This is a genomic window from Bacillus sp. TH17 (assembly GCF_016651125.1).
Lineage (GTDB): Bacteria > Bacillota > Bacilli > Bacillales > Bacillaceae_G > Bacillus_A > Bacillus_A mycoides.
This window is the reverse complement of the sequence record NZ_JAEKEN010000001.1, coordinates 4,107,064-4,123,348: the sequence shown is the minus strand read 5'-3', so window position 1 is coordinate 4,123,348 and position 16,285 is coordinate 4,107,064. Positions and strand designations below refer to the sequence as shown.

Annotated in this window: 19 protein-coding genes; 16 read left to right on the top strand and 3 right to left on the bottom strand. The window is 37.6% G+C overall.

Going from position 1 to position 16,285, the window contains the following annotated elements; translation table 11 throughout:
• Window positions 1-132 precede the first annotated feature (132 nt).
• The 9 genes from JFT95_RS21145 (at window position 133) to murC (ending at window position 10,810) form a co-directional block, all read left to right on the top strand.
• Complete coding sequence (locus JFT95_RS21145) at window positions 133-642, top strand: DUF84 family protein (RefSeq protein WP_002089045.1); 510 nt, start codon at window positions 133-135, stop codon at window positions 640-642.
• Window positions 643-725: 83 nt separating this feature from the next.
• Entirely contained in the window at window positions 726-1,040 is a 315-nt protein-coding gene (locus JFT95_RS21140; RefSeq protein ID WP_002015619.1) for a thioredoxin family protein, read from the top strand.
• Window positions 1,041-1,119: 79 nt separating this feature from the next.
• Entirely contained in the window at window positions 1,120-1,932 is an 813-nt protein-coding gene (locus JFT95_RS21135; protein WP_201053178.1) for a DUF1444 domain-containing protein, read from the top strand.
• A complete protein-coding gene (gene ytpR / locus JFT95_RS21130; RefSeq protein ID WP_002089041.1) occupies window positions 1,929-2,543 on the top strand; it encodes a YtpR family tRNA-binding protein in 615 nt (204 codons plus the stop codon). Before JFT95_RS21135 ends, ytpR begins: the two co-directional genes overlap by 4 nt.
• A gap of 142 nt (window positions 2,544-2,685) precedes the next feature.
• Window positions 2,686-3,030 (top strand): hypothetical protein, encoded by a 345-nt coding sequence (locus JFT95_RS21125; RefSeq protein WP_002015616.1) that lies wholly within the window; start codon window positions 2,686-2,688, stop codon window positions 3,028-3,030.
• 40 nt (window positions 3,031-3,070) lie between these two features.
• Complete coding sequence (locus JFT95_RS21120) at window positions 3,071-4,027, top strand: N-acetylmuramoyl-L-alanine amidase (RefSeq protein WP_201053177.1); 957 nt, start codon at window positions 3,071-3,073, stop codon at window positions 4,025-4,027.
• A 156-nt stretch (window positions 4,028-4,183) separates the two neighbouring features.
• Window positions 4,184-8,068, top strand: a complete 3,885-nt coding sequence (locus JFT95_RS21115; RefSeq protein WP_201053175.1) for a DNA translocase FtsK — start codon at window positions 4,184-4,186, stop codon at window positions 8,066-8,068.
• Between the two features lie 61 nt (window positions 8,069-8,129).
• The gene (locus JFT95_RS21110) at window positions 8,130-9,248 is read left to right on the top strand and encodes a nicotinate phosphoribosyltransferase (RefSeq protein WP_002015597.1); all 1,119 of its coding nucleotides are present in this window, start codon (window positions 8,130-8,132) and stop codon (window positions 9,246-9,248) included.
• A 251-nt stretch (window positions 9,249-9,499) separates the two neighbouring features.
• Window positions 9,500-10,810, top strand: a complete 1,311-nt coding sequence (gene murC, locus JFT95_RS21105) for a UDP-N-acetylmuramate--L-alanine ligase (RefSeq protein ID WP_002015598.1) — start codon at window positions 9,500-9,502, stop codon at window positions 10,808-10,810.
• A gap of 53 nt (window positions 10,811-10,863) precedes the next feature.
• Here murC and JFT95_RS21100 read toward each other — a convergent pair whose 3' ends face one another.
• Window positions 10,864-11,526: an HAAS signaling domain-containing protein gene (locus JFT95_RS21100; protein WP_201053174.1), complete on the bottom strand. Its 663-nt coding sequence runs from the start codon at window positions 11,524-11,526 to the stop codon at window positions 10,864-10,866.
• Window positions 11,523-11,867, bottom strand: a complete 345-nt coding sequence (locus JFT95_RS21095) for a PadR family transcriptional regulator (RefSeq protein WP_012261844.1) — start codon at window positions 11,865-11,867, stop codon at window positions 11,523-11,525. Before JFT95_RS21095 ends, JFT95_RS21100 begins: the two co-directional genes overlap by 4 nt.
• Before the next feature lie 143 nt (window positions 11,868-12,010).
• Here JFT95_RS21095 and JFT95_RS21090 point away from each other — a divergent pair, with 143 nt between their 5' ends.
• The 4 genes from JFT95_RS21090 (at window position 12,011) to JFT95_RS21075 (ending at window position 13,708) form a co-directional block, all read left to right on the top strand.
• Window positions 12,011-12,559 carry a GNAT family N-acetyltransferase gene (locus JFT95_RS21090; RefSeq protein ID WP_201053172.1) on the top strand — a complete coding sequence of 183 codons (549 nt, stop codon included), beginning with the start codon at window positions 12,011-12,013 and terminating at the stop codon, window positions 12,557-12,559.
• A complete protein-coding gene (locus JFT95_RS21085) occupies window positions 12,556-13,047 on the top strand; it encodes a GNAT family N-acetyltransferase (protein WP_201053171.1) in 492 nt (163 codons plus the stop codon). Before JFT95_RS21090 ends, JFT95_RS21085 begins: the two co-directional genes overlap by 4 nt.
• 77 nt (window positions 13,048-13,124) lie before the next feature.
• Window positions 13,125-13,529 (top strand): PH domain-containing protein, encoded by a 405-nt coding sequence (locus JFT95_RS21080; RefSeq protein WP_002143426.1) that lies wholly within the window; start codon window positions 13,125-13,127, stop codon window positions 13,527-13,529.
• Complete coding sequence (locus JFT95_RS21075) at window positions 13,526-13,708, top strand: hypothetical protein (protein WP_201053170.1); 183 nt, start codon at window positions 13,526-13,528, stop codon at window positions 13,706-13,708. Before JFT95_RS21080 ends, JFT95_RS21075 begins: the two co-directional genes overlap by 4 nt.
• Window positions 13,709-13,758: 50 nt before the next feature.
• Here JFT95_RS21075 and JFT95_RS21070 read toward each other — a convergent pair whose 3' ends face one another.
• On the bottom strand, window positions 13,759-14,874 hold the full coding sequence (locus tag JFT95_RS21070) for an aminopeptidase (protein ID WP_061689098.1): 1,116 nt from the start codon (window positions 14,872-14,874) through the stop codon (window positions 13,759-13,761).
• A gap of 187 nt (window positions 14,875-15,061) precedes the next feature.
• On the opposite strand from JFT95_RS21070, the gene JFT95_RS21065 reads away from it, so the two are divergent.
• The 3 genes from JFT95_RS21065 (at window position 15,062) to JFT95_RS21055 (ending at window position 16,285) form a co-directional block, all read left to right on the top strand.
• The gene (locus JFT95_RS21065; RefSeq protein ID WP_012261840.1) at window positions 15,062-15,571 is read left to right on the top strand and encodes a DUF948 domain-containing protein; all 510 of its coding nucleotides are present in this window, start codon (window positions 15,062-15,064) and stop codon (window positions 15,569-15,571) included.
• Window positions 15,572-15,573: 2 nt separating this feature from the next.
• Window positions 15,574-15,900 (top strand): bacillithiol system redox-active protein YtxJ, encoded by a 327-nt coding sequence (gene ytxJ, locus JFT95_RS21060; RefSeq protein ID WP_002067603.1) that lies wholly within the window; start codon window positions 15,574-15,576, stop codon window positions 15,898-15,900.
• A gap of 88 nt (window positions 15,901-15,988) precedes the next feature.
• Complete coding sequence (locus JFT95_RS21055; protein WP_002135468.1) at window positions 15,989-16,285, top strand: transposase; 297 nt, start codon at window positions 15,989-15,991, stop codon at window positions 16,283-16,285.

The following is a 16,285-nucleotide window of genomic DNA, read 5'->3' as shown; positions in this document are numbered from 1 at the left end:
GTGGGAGAGATGACACAGAGATGCGTGTGTGCGGTCAGGCGCACTACGGTATAAATCTCAGTCATGAAGACTGATTTGGTGTTCGAGGCTAGTATTAGGATAGAATGATGAATTTATATAGAGGTGAATGAAATGAAGGTAGTAGTTGGATCGAAGAATAAGACGAAGGTTGGGGCTGTGGAGAAGGTTTGGGAAGATGCTGAAATTACATCTCTTTCTGTTCCATCAGGAGTAGCAAATCAGCCTTTTTCAGATGAAGAGACGATGCAAGGAGCAGTAAATAGAGCGAAGAGAGCATTGCAGGAAGGTGCAGCTCATATCGGCATTGGGCTAGAAGGCGGCGTTATGAAAACGGAGCATGGGTTATTTATGTGTAACTGGGGTGCTTTAGCGACGATTGAAGGTAAAACATTTGTTGCGGGCGGGGCGCGTATTAAGTTACCAGACGATTTTTTAGCACCGCTTGAAGAAGGAAAAGAGCTAAGTGAAGTGATGGAAGAGTTTGTAGAGCGAAAAGATATTCGTAGTCACGAAGGTGCTATCGGTATTTTTACAGATGATTATGTCGACCGAACGGAATTATTTGTACACGTTGTTAAGTTACTTGTTGGGCAATATAAGTATGATGAAAAGCAAGCATAAACCTTGCACCATGCGCGATGTATGGTAGTATAAAGAAAAGATTATAGTGTGAAAAAGTGCACTCGTTAGAGGAGGAAATATAGATGAAATCATTAGAAAGCATGGAACAATTCCAAGAATTAAAAAATGAAGAGAATGTAGTCTTCATGTTCTCAGCGGAATGGTGCCCAGATTGCCGTTTCGTTGATCCATTTATGCCAGAAGTGGAAGAGAAGTATAGTGACTTCTCATTTTACTATGTAGATCGTGATGAATTTATTGATTTATGCGTGAAAGTAGACGTATTTGGCATTCCAAGCTTTGTAGCGTACAATAAAGGTGAAGAAACTGGACGCTATGTAAATAAAGATCGTAAAACACAAGAGCAAATCGAAGAGTTTATTGAAGGTTTAAAATAAGACAATTAGCCAATTGAATTGTAAAAACAACCTCTACCTTCGCGGGGGAGGTTATTTTTTTGGAAGGGAGGAAAAAGAGATGAAAATGACAAGTAAAAAGATGAAAGACGAGTTAATGAAGAAATTATCTCGAGCAGAATGGGACTTTCATTATGATAGCGAGAAAGAAGTTCTTCGTATTGAACAAACAGACTCGAAAAAAGGTATTAACGTATCACTTCCAGGAGTAGTTGCAAAATGGGAAGTGAACAAAGAAAAAGCAATTGAAGAGGTCGCTTATTACGTACAAGAAGCGCTAATTGCAATGCATAAAGAAGAAAATAGCACGGCGAAAATTTTACCTGTTATTCGCTCTACTTCTTTCCCGAAACAATCAGAAGAAGGAAATCCGTTTATTATGACGGACCATACGGCGGAAACACGTATTTACTATGCGCTAGATTCTAATAAAACATATCGATTAATTGATGAGCGCTTATTGCAAAAATTAGAGCTTACAGAGGAACAAGTACGTGAAATGGCATTATTTAATGCTCGCTCATTAGGCTATGAATTTAAGCAGGAGACAGTAGCAAGTAATACATTCTACTTTTTAAACACAAATGATGGATACGATGCGAGTCGTATTTTAAACGAATCGTTACTACACTCGATGCGTGAAAAGATCTCTGGTGATATGGTTGTTGCAGTTCCTCACCAAGATGTATTAATTATTGCTGATATCGTCAACGAAATCGGTTATGATATTATTGCACAAATGACAATGAAATTTTTTGCCGAAGGGCATGTTCCGATTACATCACTTTCATTCGTATATGAAGATGGGGACTTCGAACCAATCTTTATTTTAGCGAAGAATCGGAAGAAGACAGATGGAAAAGAGAAAGGATGAACGAAGTGAACGTTTTTTACAACCTTGAAGGAATTGGTGACACTTTAATTGTTACCTTACAAGATATTACTTTAGAAAACCGTACATTTGACCGCAAAGGAGATGTTGCTCGCGTATACGATCGTGAAAGCAACGTAACAGCAGGATTCAACATCTTTAATGCGTCTTCTTATGTAGAAGTAACAGACAACGGAAACGTTACATTAACGAAAGAGTTTGTTGAAAAAATTAACGGAATTTTAGCGAAGAATGGCTTTGAAGAAAAAGTAGAAGCTGATTTCACGCCGAAATTTGTTGTAGGCTATGTAGCTGAAAAAGAGAAGCATCCAAATGCTGATAAATTAAACATTTGTACAGTAGAAATCGGTACAGAAACATTACAAATCGTATGTGGTGCACCAAACGTTGATGCAGGACAAAAAGTTGTTGTTGCAAAAATCGGTGCTGTAATGCCAAGTGGTATGTTAATTAAACCAGCTGAACTTCGCGGTGTTCCTTCTTCTGGAATGATTTGCTCTGCACGTGAGTTAGAGCTTCCAGATGCTCCAGAAGAAAAAGGTATTCTTGTATTAGAAGATAGCTTTGAAGTTGGACAAGAATTTAAATTTTAATTGATGTTAGAAAAAGTAGTCTCGCATATGTGAGGCTATTTTTTTGTGCGAAATTCCTAGCATTGTAACGTTTCCTCTCAAAATCTATATTGTATTTCAAAAATGGATTAGGTAAAATTTAGAAAAAGAAGGGGGTAGACGCATGAAACAACAACCAAAAATTGCAGAACTTCTGAAACGAATTGAAACTTCAAAACAGCAAGATATCGAACTAGGTTCCTATGAAATATATGTGTTTAGCGAAAATGAATTAGAAAAAGGACAAATCGGTTATCGATATGATAAACATAAAAATTCATTAATAAGTGAAGAAAGTGGAAAATGGAAAGAGGAATGGATTGTTATCGGATATGAAACGGATATGGGGGATCCTGTTTTCGTAAATGTAGCTGATGATGCTTATCTAGTCTATACCGCAGAGCGTGGTACAGAAACGTGGCAACCCGTTCATATTGGAAATATGGATGAAATTATAAAACAATTATAAGAAAAACTTTGAGACCGGTGCAAAGTGATAGGAGAGAAAAATGAAGTATATAAAAATAATGAGCGCTATTGCAGTCATTGGAATATATATGGGAGGTTGTTCGCAAGAAGAGACGAAAAAAGAAACAACATCTTCTATACAAGAAAAAAACAAAGATAATAAGGAAGACGCACCGGTAGAAAAGCAGCAAGAAGAACAAGAAAAGAAAGAACAGCCGCAAGCAATTCAAACGAATGAGCAAGTGGAACATAAGCAGGAGGAAGTGCTGGCCGAGGAAAAGAAAGAGGAAACTACGCCGCTGCAGCCAACTGAGCAACCGCTGCAAAATAATGAACAAAAAGTAGAGAGTAATGAAAAACAAGAAAAGTTTCTCGTCGTTATTGATCCAGGGCATCAACAAAAAGCGAATTTAAATTTAGAGGCAATTGGTCCAGGAGCAACTACGCAAAAATATAAAGTAACAGACGGAACAGCGGGAGTTGTAACGAAAAAGAGGGAATCAGTTCTTGTATTAGAGATGGCTTTTATATTGAAAGAAAAACTGGAAGCAAAAGGTATACAAGTATTGATGACGAGAACGTCACATGAGGTTGATATAAGTAATAAGGAACGAGCAACATTCGCGAATGATCATAAAGCGAATTTATTTTTGCGCCTTCACGCAGATGGTTCTGAAAATCCAAATCAAAGTGGATTTGCTGTATTGACACCGGCAGAAGGAAGTCCGTATACGAAAGAGATTTATGCTGAAAGTCTTCAAATCTCTCAAACGATAGTAAATAAAATGAGAGAGAATCATCAAGTGAAAGTAAATGGAATTAAATTTCGGGATGATCTTTCTGGATTTAATTGGTCAAAAGTTCCAGGAGTACTATTAGAACTTGGATTTATGTCAAACCCTGAAGAAGACAAAAAATTATCTGACCCACAGTATGTAAATTCCTTATTGCAAAGTGTAACGGATAGTGTGGATGAATATCGGAAGGGTAAAGATTAAACGAGGTCTTACATGTAAGACCTCGTTTTTCTATATGAAAAACAATCGTGAATTAGAATATTATGGATAAAACTAATATGCTTAATTTTACCTGCACTTTTTGCCGAATGCTGATACAATAAAGGATGTTACTATTTAGTAGAAAGAGTGGTAAACATGTTAGATTGGATGAAAAAGCTGTTTAACAAAGAGGAAGAAAAAACAGTGATGAATAAAGAAGTACCGGCACAAATGGCAAGTCAGCCGAAAATTCCTCGTGTAAACCACTACACTGAAGCAAGAGAAGCACAAATGGCAAGTCGGAATGCAGGGAAATGTCGTTTTCCATTAATACCAGATAATGGATTCGATGAGGAGGATGTAAGAGAACTGCCTAACTTTGAAGAACAACCTATTCAAAGAGGAGTATATGAAGAACAGCCTACTCAAAGAGGAATAAAAGTGGAAAGAAGCAGACGACCGTATGTGGAAACAGAAGCACCTACATATGAGGAACCGGAATTGCAATATGAACCGGAACCAGAGCCTGTCGTAAAAAAAGCATTCGTACCGTCGCAAGAAAGTAACCGTAGACCATTTCGTCCAACAGAAATGATTTCTCCGATTTATGGATATAACCGTCCTTCAGTAGAAACGAAGGTTGTGCAGGAGGAAGAAAAGGTAAGAGAAGATCTTGAAATATCTGTTGAAGGAAAAGCTGTTGTTGACGCATGGTTAGAGAAAAAGGGATATACATTATCTGACTTTTCGGGAGTTCTACAAGGAAGTTCATCTGTTAAGAACGGAGTGAACGAACGAAGTAATAAAGTAGAAGAAAAATCGGTTGTGGATACATGGTTAGAGAAAAACGGTTACGAAGTTGAACGTCAAGCCCCTTCATTAGAAGAAAGCCTAAGTGATGATTTGCTTCATAAAACAGTAGGACAGCATGTGGAAAAAGAGGCTACAATTGTACAAGCCTTGAAGCAGGAGCAAGATGTAGTGGCGTTATCATCTACAGAAGATAACGAAGAAACTTTACAAGAAGAGTCAATAGATTCTAAAGTAGAGCATGTGTATTCGATATTAACAGAAGAAAATGAATGTAATACAGAAATAGAAGAAACTGTTGCTGAAGTTGCAGCAAATCAAGTCGAAGAAGAAACATTAGAAGATGTAGTGATTGTAAAAGCAGATGAAAAGCTTGAAGAAACAATTACTATAGAAATACCAGATGCTTTTGAAGAAGCTGTGGAATTAGAAGCAACTGAGGAAGCGACAGAAGAAGTTGTGGAATTAGAGAAATCTGAGGAAGCGACAGAAGAAGTTGTGGAATTAGAAGAAGCTAAGGAAGCGACAGAAGAAGTTGTGGAATTAGAGAAATCTGAGGAAGCGACAGAAGAAGTTGTGGAATTAGAGAAATCTGAGGAAGCAGCAGAAGAAGTTGTGGAATTAGAGAAATCTGAGGAAGCAGCAGAAGAAGTTGTGGAATTAGAGAAACCTGAGGAAGCGACAGAAGAAGTTGTGGAATTAGAAGAAGCTGAGGAAGCAGCAGAAGAAGTTGCAGAATTAGAGGAAGCTGAGGAAGCGACAGAAGAAGTTGTGGAATTAGAGGAAGCTGAGGAAGCAGCAGAAGAAGTTGTAGAATTAGAGAAATCTGAGGAAGCGACAGAAGAAGTTGTGGAGTTAGAAGAAGCTAAGGAAGCAGCAGAAGAAGTTGCAGAATTAGAGGAAGCTGAGGAAGCAGAAGAAGTTGCAGAATTAGAGGAAGCTGAGGAAGCGGCAGAAGAAGTTGCAGAATTAGAAGAAGCTAAGGAAGCGACAGAAGAAGTTGTGGAATTAGAGGAATCTAAAGAAGCAGAAGAAGTTGTGGAATTAGAGAAATCTGAGGAAGCGACAGAAGAAGTTGCGGAGTTAGAGGGTACTAAGAAAGAAGAACCAATTTCTCAAGAAACAGTAATTGAAGAAACGATGAATACAGATTTAGTGGAAAATACACCAGTTGCAGAGCAACCAGTGATTTCTCAACAAGAAACAATTACGTTCAAGGAAGAAAGTGAAGTATTCGTACCAGTTTCAGAAACGGATGAGCAAACAAAGAAAGATGTTCAAAACTTTGCGAACGTTTTAATTGAAGAAGCGGAAGAAAAGAAGCAAGTTGCTGAAGAACAGCCTGCTTTACAAATAGAAGAACCGAAACGTGAGAAAAAACGTCATGTCCCATTTAATGTTGTCATGTTAAAGCAGGATAGAAAGAAATTAATGGAAAGACATGCGGCAAGAACGAACGTAATGCAATCAACTGTCAGTGAACGAGTGGAAGAAAAGCCAGTGCAGCAAGTGGTAGTAGACCCGCAAGTGGTAGTAGACCCGCAAGTGGAAGAAAAACCAGTGCAGCAAGTGGTAGTAGACCCGCAAGTGGAAGAAAGTCCAGTGCAGCAAGTGGTAGTAGAAGCCCAAGTGGAAGAAAAACCAATGCAGCAAGTGGTAGTGGAACCGCAAGTGGAAGAAAAACCGATGCAACAAGTAGTGGTGGCTGGACAAGTACAAGAGTCAATTTCAAGTACGGAAGTACAAGAGAAAGCATATGTTGTAAATCAAAAAGAGAATGATATGCGCAACGTACTACAAGCGCCACCGAAGTATGAACTTCCGCCATTAACGTTGTTGTCAATTCCACAGCAGGCAGCATTAGATAATACGGAGTGGCTAGAAGAACAGGAAGAATTATTAAATACGACATTTAATAATTTCCATGTTGGAGCACATGTTATTAATGTGTCACAAGGGCCGGCGGTAACTCGTTTTGAAGTACAACCAGACCCAGGTGTGAAAGTAAATAAAATTACAAATTTAAGTGATGATATTAAGTTAAGTTTAGCTGCGAAAGATATTCGAATTGAAGCGCCAATTCCAGGGAAGAGTGCAATTGGAATTGAAGTTCCAAACAAGGAAAGTAAGCCAGTATTCCTGCGTGAAATTTTAAGAAGTCCTGTATTTACAAAGAGTGAATCACCGCTTACAGTTGCGCTGGGGCTTGATATTTCCGGTGATCCAATTGTAACGGATATTCGAAAAATGCCACATGGACTTATTGCGGGTGCAACTGGTTCAGGGAAAAGTGTGTGCATTAACGCGATTTTAACGAGCATTTTATATAAAGCGAAGCCGCATGAAGTGAAGTTGATACTAATTGATCCGAAGATGGTTGAGCTTGCACCATACAATTCTGTTCCACATCTTGTAGCACCTGTTATTACTGACGTAAAAGCAGCTACAGCTGCGTTAAAGTGGGCGGTTGAAGAGATGGAACGTCGTTATGAATTGTTTGCTCATGCTGGTGCTCGTGATTTAACTCGTTACAATACGATTGTAAGTGGTAGAGAAATCCCAGGTGAGACATTACCGTATATTGTAATTGTCATTGACGAGTTAGCGGACTTAATGATGGTTGCACCTGGTGATGTGGAGGAAGCGATTTGTCGTATTGCACAAAAAGCTCGTGCTTGTGGTATTCACTTATTAGTTGCGACGCAGCGTCCATCTGTAGACGTTATTACAGGTTTAATTAAATCAAACATTCCAACGCGTATTGCGTTTACAGTATCATCTCAAGTTGATTCGCGTACGATTATCGATATTGGGGGCGCGGAGAAGTTACTTGGTCGTGGTGATATGCTATTTTTAGGAAACGGCACATCTAAACCAGTTCGTGTACAAGGTGTATACGTATCAGATGATGAGATTGAAAGAACAGTTGATCATGTGAAAAAGCAAATGAAGCCAAACTACTTATTTAAGCAAGAGGATTTATTAGCAAAATCAGAGCAGAGTGAGTCTGAAGATGAACTATTTTTTGATGCATGTCAATTTGTTGTAGAGCAAGGGGGAGCGTCCACATCTTCTGTACAGAGAAAATTCCGCATAGGTTATAATCGCGCGGCACGTCTAATTGAAGAGATGGAGTCGCAAGGGATTATTTCTGAAGGAAGAGGAACGAAACCGAGAGATGTCCTTATTTCTGAGGATGAATTCGCTGCTATGCAGGAAACAAATGTATAGGAAACGGTTTTGCTGTATACTAATAGAAAATGTTGGATAGTAAAGTAGGGAGTAAAGCGACATGAAAGAAATTGAATTAAAATTAAAAGGTGAAATAAATCGACTAACAAATAAAACATTTAAATTTGATGAACGTGTTGGAGAAGGCTGGTTCTCTGCTGTTTACTTTTTAAAAACTAGAGAAATCATTGAAGAATTTCGCCCGAAAAGTGTTGTAACAATGCAGTTTTTTCAAAAAGAACATGCAGTTCTTTGCGGAGCAGATGAGGTAATCGCATTGCTACAAACATTTGCCAAAAATCCTGAGGAATTAGAAATTCATTCTTTAAAGGATGGCGATAATATTAGTCCGTTTGAAACAGTTTTAACAATTCATGGTCCTTATGAATACTTCGGCTTTTTAGAAGGTGTAATTGATGGGATTTTAGCTCGTCGTACATCAGTTGCGACAAACGTATATAACGTTGTCCAAGCTGCACGTAGTGTAGATAAAGAAAAACCGGTTATTTTCATGGGAGATCGTGACGATCATTATACGCAACAAGCTGGTGACGGCTATGCGGCATACATCGGAGGTATGAGCGCGCAAGCGACGCATGCAATGAATGAATGGTGGGGCAGAAGTGGTATGGGGACGATGCCTCACGCTTTAATTCAAATGTTTAATGGTGATGTTGTTGAAGCTGCAAAGGCATATCATAAAAAATTCCCAGAAGATGAATTAGTCGTACTAATTGATTATAACAATGATGTCATTACAGATGCACTTCGCGTAGCGCGTGAATTTGGATCAACATTAAAAGGTGTACGTGTCGATACGTCTCGCACAATGATTGATCAATACTTCATTCGTCACCCAGAAGTACTTGGAACATTCGATCCACGTGGTGTAAATCCATCACTTGTATTTGCACTTCGTAAGGCTCTTGATGAGGAAGGGTTCCAACATGTAGATATCGTTGTAACTGGTGGGTTTGATGAGAAGCGTATTCGTGAATTTGAAGCTCAAAATGTTCCTGTCGATATATACGGAGTAGGAAGTAGCTTATTAAAAATGAATATTGGTTTTACTGGTGATAACGTAGAATTAAATGGAAAACCAGAAGCAAAAGCTGGTCGTAAATACCGTCCAAATTCACGTCTAGAGCGTGTTCAATTAGAAACAAAAGAAGATATGTAAAAGCGAGAAAAACTGATAGGTGATTGACCCTATCAGTTTTTCTGTTATCATAGTATAGCGGCTTGTTTTTTGCTATAATAAATGTGTTATGGACATAAAAGAAGTACGTACGAGTTTATCACTGATAAGTGAATATAAAAAGAAATTCACTGCATCAGAAATGTATGATGATTACCAAAATAAGAAAAGATTCATATACTGTCTTATAGATAGGCCGTTGTATTAGTTCGAAATGTTGGAGGTTCTTTAAGATGACAGTTTACCATTTTGTAGGAATTAAAGGAACAGGAATGAGTTCATTAGCACAAATTCTTCATGACATGAAGCATACTGTTCAAGGGTCTGATTATGAAAAGCGTTTCTTTACACAAACAGCATTGGAAAAGCGTGGTATTTCCATCCTTCCTTTTGATAAGAATAATATTAAAGAAGGACAAGTGATTATCGCAGGAAATGCATTTCCTGATACGCATGAAGAAATCGTAGCAGCAAAAGAATTAAATATCCCAGTACATCGTTACCATCACTTCTTAGGTGATCTTATGAATCAGTACACAAGTGTTGCTGTAACTGGTGCACATGGAAAAACATCAACAACTGGTTTGTTAGCCCATGTAATGCAAGGTGCACACCCAACATCATACCTTATTGGAGATGGAACGGGGCATGGGGTAGAAAATAGTAAGTATTTTGTATTTGAAGCTTGTGAGTATCGTCGTCATTTCTTGTCTTACTATCCAGACTATGCAATCATGACAAATATCGATTTCGATCACCCAGATTACTTTGCAGACATCAATGATGTATTTAATGCATTCCAAGAGATGGCATTGCAAGTGAAAAAAGGTATTATTGCATGTGGTGATGATGAAGAACTTCAAAAAGTTCAAGCGAAAGTACCTGTTATTTTCTATGGATTTGGAGAAGATAATGATTTCCAAGCACGTAACATTCAAAAGAGAACTGATGGTACTATATTCGATGTATTCGTTCGTAATACGTATTATGACACGTTCAAAATTACAGGATACGGCGATCACAGCGTATTAAATGCATTAGCAGTAATCGCGCTTTGCCATTATGAAAACGTTGATGTAGAAGCAGTTAAGCATCAGCTAACAACTTTTGAAGGCGTAAAACGTCGCTTTAATGAAAAGCCAATGGGAGAACAAGTTATCATTGATGACTATGCACACCATCCGACAGAAATTAATGCAACGATTGAAGCAGCTCGTCAAAAACATCCAGAGCGTGAAGTTGTCGCTGTATTCCAACCACATACATTCTCACGTACAGAGAAATTTTTAGATGAGTTCGCGGAAAGCTTAAGTAAAGCTGACCAAGTATACTTATGTGATATTTTCGGATCAGCACGTGAAAACAAAGGTGAATTAACAATTGAAGATCTGCAAAAACGTATCGATGGCGCAGAACTAATTACAGATACAACAACGGATGTATTAAAGAAACATAAAAACGGCGTTCTTATTTTCATGGGCGCAGGTGACATCCAAAAATTCGAAGCAGCTTACGTAAAAGAAGTTCAAGTTGCAGAGAAGTAATAGAAAAGACGCATAGCTTGGCTGTGCGTCTTTTTTTGTTGTGTTCGATACATTTAAAAAGCGTTGATATGTTGGTATTGTTTATTCTTTTTGTATAGTTGTTTTAACAAAACGATATAAATTGAACTAAAAAGTACATATCCAATTAAATAATAGAATGAAAAAATATCGAATTGTTTTGTTATTATAATTCGAATCGCGAAAAATGCAAATGGAAGAGCGATTAAAACGCTAGTACTAAATGAAATCACTGTTTTTAAAAATTTTAATTGATTTGTATTCCAATGGTTTTCTCTACAGATGAACCAAATGTTGCTTGCGATAAAGGCTAATAAAAATGGTAAATTAGCTGAAATATTGATAAAACCTAATGCGATAGGCATTGATAGAGCACCGAGTGGAGCAATTGATAACCCTGTAAAGTATTTAATAAATGTATTTGTAGATTGCTGTGCATCTTGAATAACATCTGTATATTCTACTGTAATTTCCTTTGCTAATTCTTTTGGAGGAAGAAATTCTTCAATCACTTGTGAAGGAATGCTTGCTGATGGTATCCCTTCACTTTCTTTACTTAATGCATTTTCATATAAATCGGATTTGATTTCTAGCACATGTTGTTCTCTTGCTGACGTAGGTAAGTTCATTAAACCTTTATGAAGATCGTGTAAGAAAGAAACAATGAGTTCATTTGAAAAGAATTGTTCCTTGTTCATTTTTTATCCTCTCCTTTAGCTAGTAACATTAGAGCTTGGTATACTGCATCATAATCATGTAAGCGACTATTTAAAATTTCTCTCCCTTCGTCTGTAATGCGATAGTATTTTCTTTTTGGCCCATCACCGGACTCTTCCCAATAGGAAACAGCCCAATTGTTTTTCGTGATTCGATTTAATATAGGGTAAATCGAACCGTTCGGGATATGAAACACAGGGATATCTTGTAAGGCACTTGTAATTTCGTATCCATACATAGGTTGTTTGCTTATTAAAGACAAAATAGCAAGATCAAAAACACCTTTACGTAATTGAATTATAAAATTATCATTTTTTTCCATACTTTAACTATATATGATTCATATCTAGATATCAATCATATATAGTGATTGTTCTTATGTAAAACCGAAAAAGTGCGAATGTTTAACTTTTTTTCACCTATAAGTGTTAGAATAATAGGAAAATTAAAAGGGGCTAAAAAAACATGTTCACACTCCGAGTAGATGACGAAATCGAATTACAGTTATTAGAGAAGCATCATAAAGAGGAACTATATGAATTAATAGACCAAAACCGTAATCATTTACGAAGATGGCTTCCTTGGGTAGATGGGACGAAATCTGCTGGTGCGTATGATGAAATTTGTCCGATGTGGTTAAAGAAGTTTGCAGAGGGAGACGGTTTTGAAAGTGGCATACGTTATAAAGGAAAGCTCGTTGGGATGGTAGGCATTCATCCGGTAAGTTGGGGGAAGAAAGCGGCAAGTCTCGGATATTACCTTGCAGAAGATGCTGGTGGGACAGGTATTATGACGCGTAGCGTGAAAGCTGTACTTCACTATGCATTTGAGAATTTAAAATTAAATAAAATAGAAATTAGATGCGGTGTTGAAAACGTGAAAAGCCGAGCTATTCCAGAGCGTTTAGGTTTTAAGTTAGATGGTATTTTAAGAGATGAAGAATGGTTATATGATCATTTTCACGATATCGCTGTGTATAGTTTACTAGCTTCAGAATGGAAGAAGATTCGATGAACGAGAAGATTTGTATTATTCCGTATGAAAGTAAGTTTCAAGATGAAGTAGTAGATCTTATCGTTCATATTCAGCAAAAAGAGTACAATGTCCCTATTACGAAAGAAGAGCAGCCGGACTTACTAGAAATAGAAACGTTCTATCAAAGGGACAACGGAAATTTTTGGGTAGCAACTTATGATGGGAAAGTAGTTGGAACGGTAGCTTTATTAGATATTGGAAAGCATCAAGTAGCGCTAAGAAAAATGTTCGTGAAGAAAGAGTTCCGCGGAAAAGAATGGGGTGCATCACATATGCTACTTCAAACGGCAATTTCTTGGGCGAAAGAAAAGAACTTGGAAGACATTTATTTAGGAACAACAGTTAAATTTCTAGCAGCGCATCGCTTTTATGAAAAGAATAATTTCCAAAGTGTGAGTATAGACGAGTTGCCAAAAAGTTTTCCAGTGTTACAGGTGGATAAGAAATTCTATAGATATATTGTTTAAGAAGGTCATGTAGAAATGGCCTTTTTTTATGAACTAAAATGGAAAAAGTGGTATAATTTAGGGTAGGGGGTGCGTGTATGAACATTCCGATTCAAAGAAGTAAATCGGTAGTAATTTTCGTTTGTCTCACATTAGCTTTTATGTTTGTATATCCACTTGTCATGATTCTCACAAATAAAGAGCAGTGGATGTCAGCGTTAATTGGAATGGGTTTATGTTTCCTTGTAAATGTACCACTCGTTTGGGAAGTATTTATTAAAAAGCATAAAGTAGAAAATGGTGTATTAAAGTACGGCATTTTAAATGACGATATCGTATTGAAAGAGATAAGAATCATTCGTCAAGTGGGAAAATCTCTTGAAATTACGACGAATGCATACAAAGTACATATGGTTGCGATGCCGCAAGATATGAATGAATTTTTCGCGCTTATCGAGAAAGAGAACCCAAATGTAAAAATAGCAATGGTAGGTAAGAAATGAAATATGTAAAACCTTTATTCTGTTTAGAAATTTTGTTTGTGCTTGTTGGTTGCACTAGAGTATATATGAAATGGGATCTGCCCTTATATGTTCCAATATTAATAGGTACTATTGCAGTGACGCTTTTATTTTATTTTCATTTCCAGCAAACAAAAAGCGAGGAAAGTAGTTCGATATAGAGTGGAAATAATAACAAAACGCTCGGATACAATTCCGAGCGTTTTTATTATTATTTTAAGTTCTCTGGGTTTAAAGCTTCTAGTTCAGTTACAACGAAGCGTCCGTCTTTACGGATTAGTACGTCGTCGAAGTAAATTTCGCCGCCGCCGTATTCAGGGCGCTGGATGCATACTAAATCCCAGTGTATGTTTGAGTTGTTGCCGTTCCATGCATCTTCGTAAGCTTGTCCAGGAGTGAAGTGGAAGCTGCCATCGATTTTTTCATCGAATAGAATGTCTCCCATTGGATGTAAGATGTACGGGTTTACGCCGATTGCGAACTCACCAACGTAGCGTGCGCCTTCGTCTGTATCGAAGATTTTGTTAATGCGCTCTGAATCGTTTGCAGTTGCGTCAACGATTTGGCCATTCTCAAATTTAAGTTGTACATTTTCAAATGTATAACCGTTGTAAGGAGATGGTGTGTTGTAAGAAACTGTACCATTAACAGAATCGCGAACTGGTGCAGAATATACTTCACCATCTGGAATGTTTAAATGACCCGAGCATTTAATAGCTGGAATGTCTTTAATAGAGAATGTTAAGTCAGTTCCAGGGCCAGTTAAGCGAACCTTATCTGTTTTATTCATTAATGTAACAAGGCTATCCATCGCCTTATCCATTTTACCGTAGTCTAAGTTACAAACTTCGAAGTAGAAGTCTTCGAAAGCTTCTGTGCTCATTTTAGCAAGCTGCGCCATAGAAGCATTTGGGTAGCGAAGAACAACCCAGCGCGTTTTCGGAACACGGATGTCTCTATGAACTTTTTTGCCAACTGTTTGGCCGTGAACTTTCATACGTTCACTTGGAACGTCAGCTTGTTCGTTAATGTTATCGCCAGAGCGAAGGCCAATGTAAGCATCCATATCTTTCATTACACTAGCTTCATATGCAGCGATTTGTTCGAAATGTTCTTCAGTAGCACCCATTAATAAAGAGCGATCTACTTGATGATCTTTTAAAGAAACGAATGGGAAACCACCAGCTGCATATGCTTCTTTTACAAGTGCAGTTACAAGTTCTTTTTGTAAGCCAAAGTTTTCAATTAATACTTTTTCGCCTTTTTGTAAACGAATAGAGTAGTTAATTAAATTGTATGCTAACTTTTCAATGCGTGGATCTTTCATATGTAAAGCCTCCCTACTAATTATGTATCCTCTCTTATTGTAACCTACTTAGTGGAATTTGTTGAATCATTTATGTTAAAGTTAACGAATAAGTATGAAAATTCTAATGAAAAGATAGGGATTAGAATGAAACGGAAAATGATTGTATAATGGGAGAAAGTATGAAAAAGATAAAGGAAGTGATGAAATGCAAGTTCTTCTATATGTAAGTGCGGCTATTATCGCGGTTGCTTTCGCAGTATTAGTAGTGTATGTATGCAGAACGTTGTTATCGGTTCAGAAGACGTTAGAAAACGTTGCGAGCACGTTAGAAGGTTTAGAAAAGCAAATGCAAGGAATAAGCGTAGAGACGGAGCAATTATTACATAAGACAAATGCGTTAGCTGATGATATTCAACAGAAGTCACAGTCGCTAAATAAAGTAGTAGAAGGTGTGGATGGAATCGGAACGACGATTCACTCTTTAAATACGAAGCTTCGCAACGTTTCAGAGTCTGTTACGGACGAAATTGAAAATAATGCAGATAAAGTGGCACAAGTTGTACAGTGGAGCAGCGCAGCAATTGAAGTGTATAATCATTACCGTACTACGAGACAAGAGAAAAAGATTGAAAAAGAAGAGCGTAAACTTGAGAAAGCTGAGCAGAAGGCTGAAAAGAGAGAGAAGCGCTCTAGACTTCGCATGAGAGGTGAGTAATGATGAGTATGATGAAGATTGAAACGATTGAAGAACTTGAAGCGTTAGTAGAAAAGAACGAGCCTTACGTTCTTTTTAAACATAGTACGACATGTCCAATTAGTCACGGGGCATATACAGAGTTTCAAGCGTATTGCGGTGAAGAAAGAGAAGTGCCAGCATATTACTTATACGTACAAGAGGCGAGAGATGTTTCGAACCATGTTGCAGAGCAGTACAGCATTAAGCATGAATCTCCGCAAGTGTTATACATAAAAGATGGAATGGTAGTATGGCATACATCGCACTGGAATATTAAAAAAGAAGCTTTAGAAGAGAATGTAAAATAGGGAGAGGCAAGCGAAGTGATATGATCCCCTTATAGTAGACAGGAAAAAGAAAGCACATTAACCTGTTTACTATGGAGGGGATTTTTTCATGGGAAAAATTAGAGTCACTTACGATGTAGAATTTAAGAAACAAGCTATAGATTTATACTTAAAAGAAGGCATGAGCTATAAAACCATTGCGAAAGAATTAGGTATTCATCACTCGGTTGTAAGTCGTTGGGTGAAACACTTTGAAGCTGAAGGAATCAAAGGACTAGAAGAAAAACGCGGTAAAGCGAAAGGACCAGGTTTAGGTAGACCAAGGGTTAGACCCGAAGATCCTGAAGCTAAGATCAGACGATTAGAAGCGGAAAATGAAATGTTAAAAAAGCTCTTAGGGATGTAA

Excerpts from the sequence above, each read along its gene's own strand:
- JFT95_RS21145 (WP_002089045.1), top strand. The coding sequence starts at position 133 with ATGAAGGTAGTAGTTGGATCGAAGAATAAGACGAAGGTTGGGGCTGTG.
- JFT95_RS21140 (WP_002015619.1), top strand. The coding sequence starts at position 726 with ATGAAATCATTAGAAAGCATGGAACAATTCCAAGAATTAAAAAATGAA.
- JFT95_RS21135 (WP_201053178.1), top strand. The coding sequence starts at position 1,120 with ATGAAAATGACAAGTAAAAAGATGAAAGACGAGTTAATGAAGAAATTA.
- ytpR (WP_002089041.1), top strand. The coding sequence starts at position 1,929 with ATGAACGAAGTGAACGTTTTTTACAACCTTGAAGGAATTGGTGACACT.
- JFT95_RS21125 (WP_002015616.1), top strand. The coding sequence starts at position 2,686 with ATGAAACAACAACCAAAAATTGCAGAACTTCTGAAACGAATTGAAACT.
- JFT95_RS21120 (WP_201053177.1), top strand. The coding sequence starts at position 3,071 with ATGAAGTATATAAAAATAATGAGCGCTATTGCAGTCATTGGAATATAT.
- JFT95_RS21115 (WP_201053175.1), top strand. The coding sequence starts at position 4,184 with ATGTTAGATTGGATGAAAAAGCTGTTTAACAAAGAGGAAGAAAAAACA.
- JFT95_RS21110 (WP_002015597.1), top strand. The coding sequence starts at position 8,130 with ATGAAAGAAATTGAATTAAAATTAAAAGGTGAAATAAATCGACTAACA.
- murC (WP_002015598.1), top strand. The coding sequence starts at position 9,500 with ATGACAGTTTACCATTTTGTAGGAATTAAAGGAACAGGAATGAGTTCA.
- JFT95_RS21100 (WP_201053174.1), bottom strand. The coding sequence starts at position 11,526 with ATGAACAAGGAACAATTCTTTTCAAATGAACTCATTGTTTCTTTCTTA.
- JFT95_RS21095 (WP_012261844.1), bottom strand. The coding sequence starts at position 11,867 with ATGGAAAAAAATGATAATTTTATAATTCAATTACGTAAAGGTGTTTTT.
- JFT95_RS21090 (WP_201053172.1), top strand. The coding sequence starts at position 12,011 with ATGTTCACACTCCGAGTAGATGACGAAATCGAATTACAGTTATTAGAG.
- JFT95_RS21085 (WP_201053171.1), top strand. The coding sequence starts at position 12,556 with ATGAACGAGAAGATTTGTATTATTCCGTATGAAAGTAAGTTTCAAGAT.
- JFT95_RS21080 (WP_002143426.1), top strand. The coding sequence starts at position 13,125 with ATGAACATTCCGATTCAAAGAAGTAAATCGGTAGTAATTTTCGTTTGT.
- JFT95_RS21075 (WP_201053170.1), top strand. The coding sequence starts at position 13,526 with ATGAAATATGTAAAACCTTTATTCTGTTTAGAAATTTTGTTTGTGCTT.
- JFT95_RS21070 (WP_061689098.1), bottom strand. The coding sequence starts at position 14,874 with ATGAAAGATCCACGCATTGAAAAGTTAGCATACAATTTAATTAACTAC.
- JFT95_RS21065 (WP_012261840.1), top strand. The coding sequence starts at position 15,062 with ATGCAAGTTCTTCTATATGTAAGTGCGGCTATTATCGCGGTTGCTTTC.
- ytxJ (WP_002067603.1), top strand. The coding sequence starts at position 15,574 with ATGAGTATGATGAAGATTGAAACGATTGAAGAACTTGAAGCGTTAGTA.
- JFT95_RS21055 (WP_002135468.1), top strand. The coding sequence starts at position 15,989 with ATGGGAAAAATTAGAGTCACTTACGATGTAGAATTTAAGAAACAAGCT.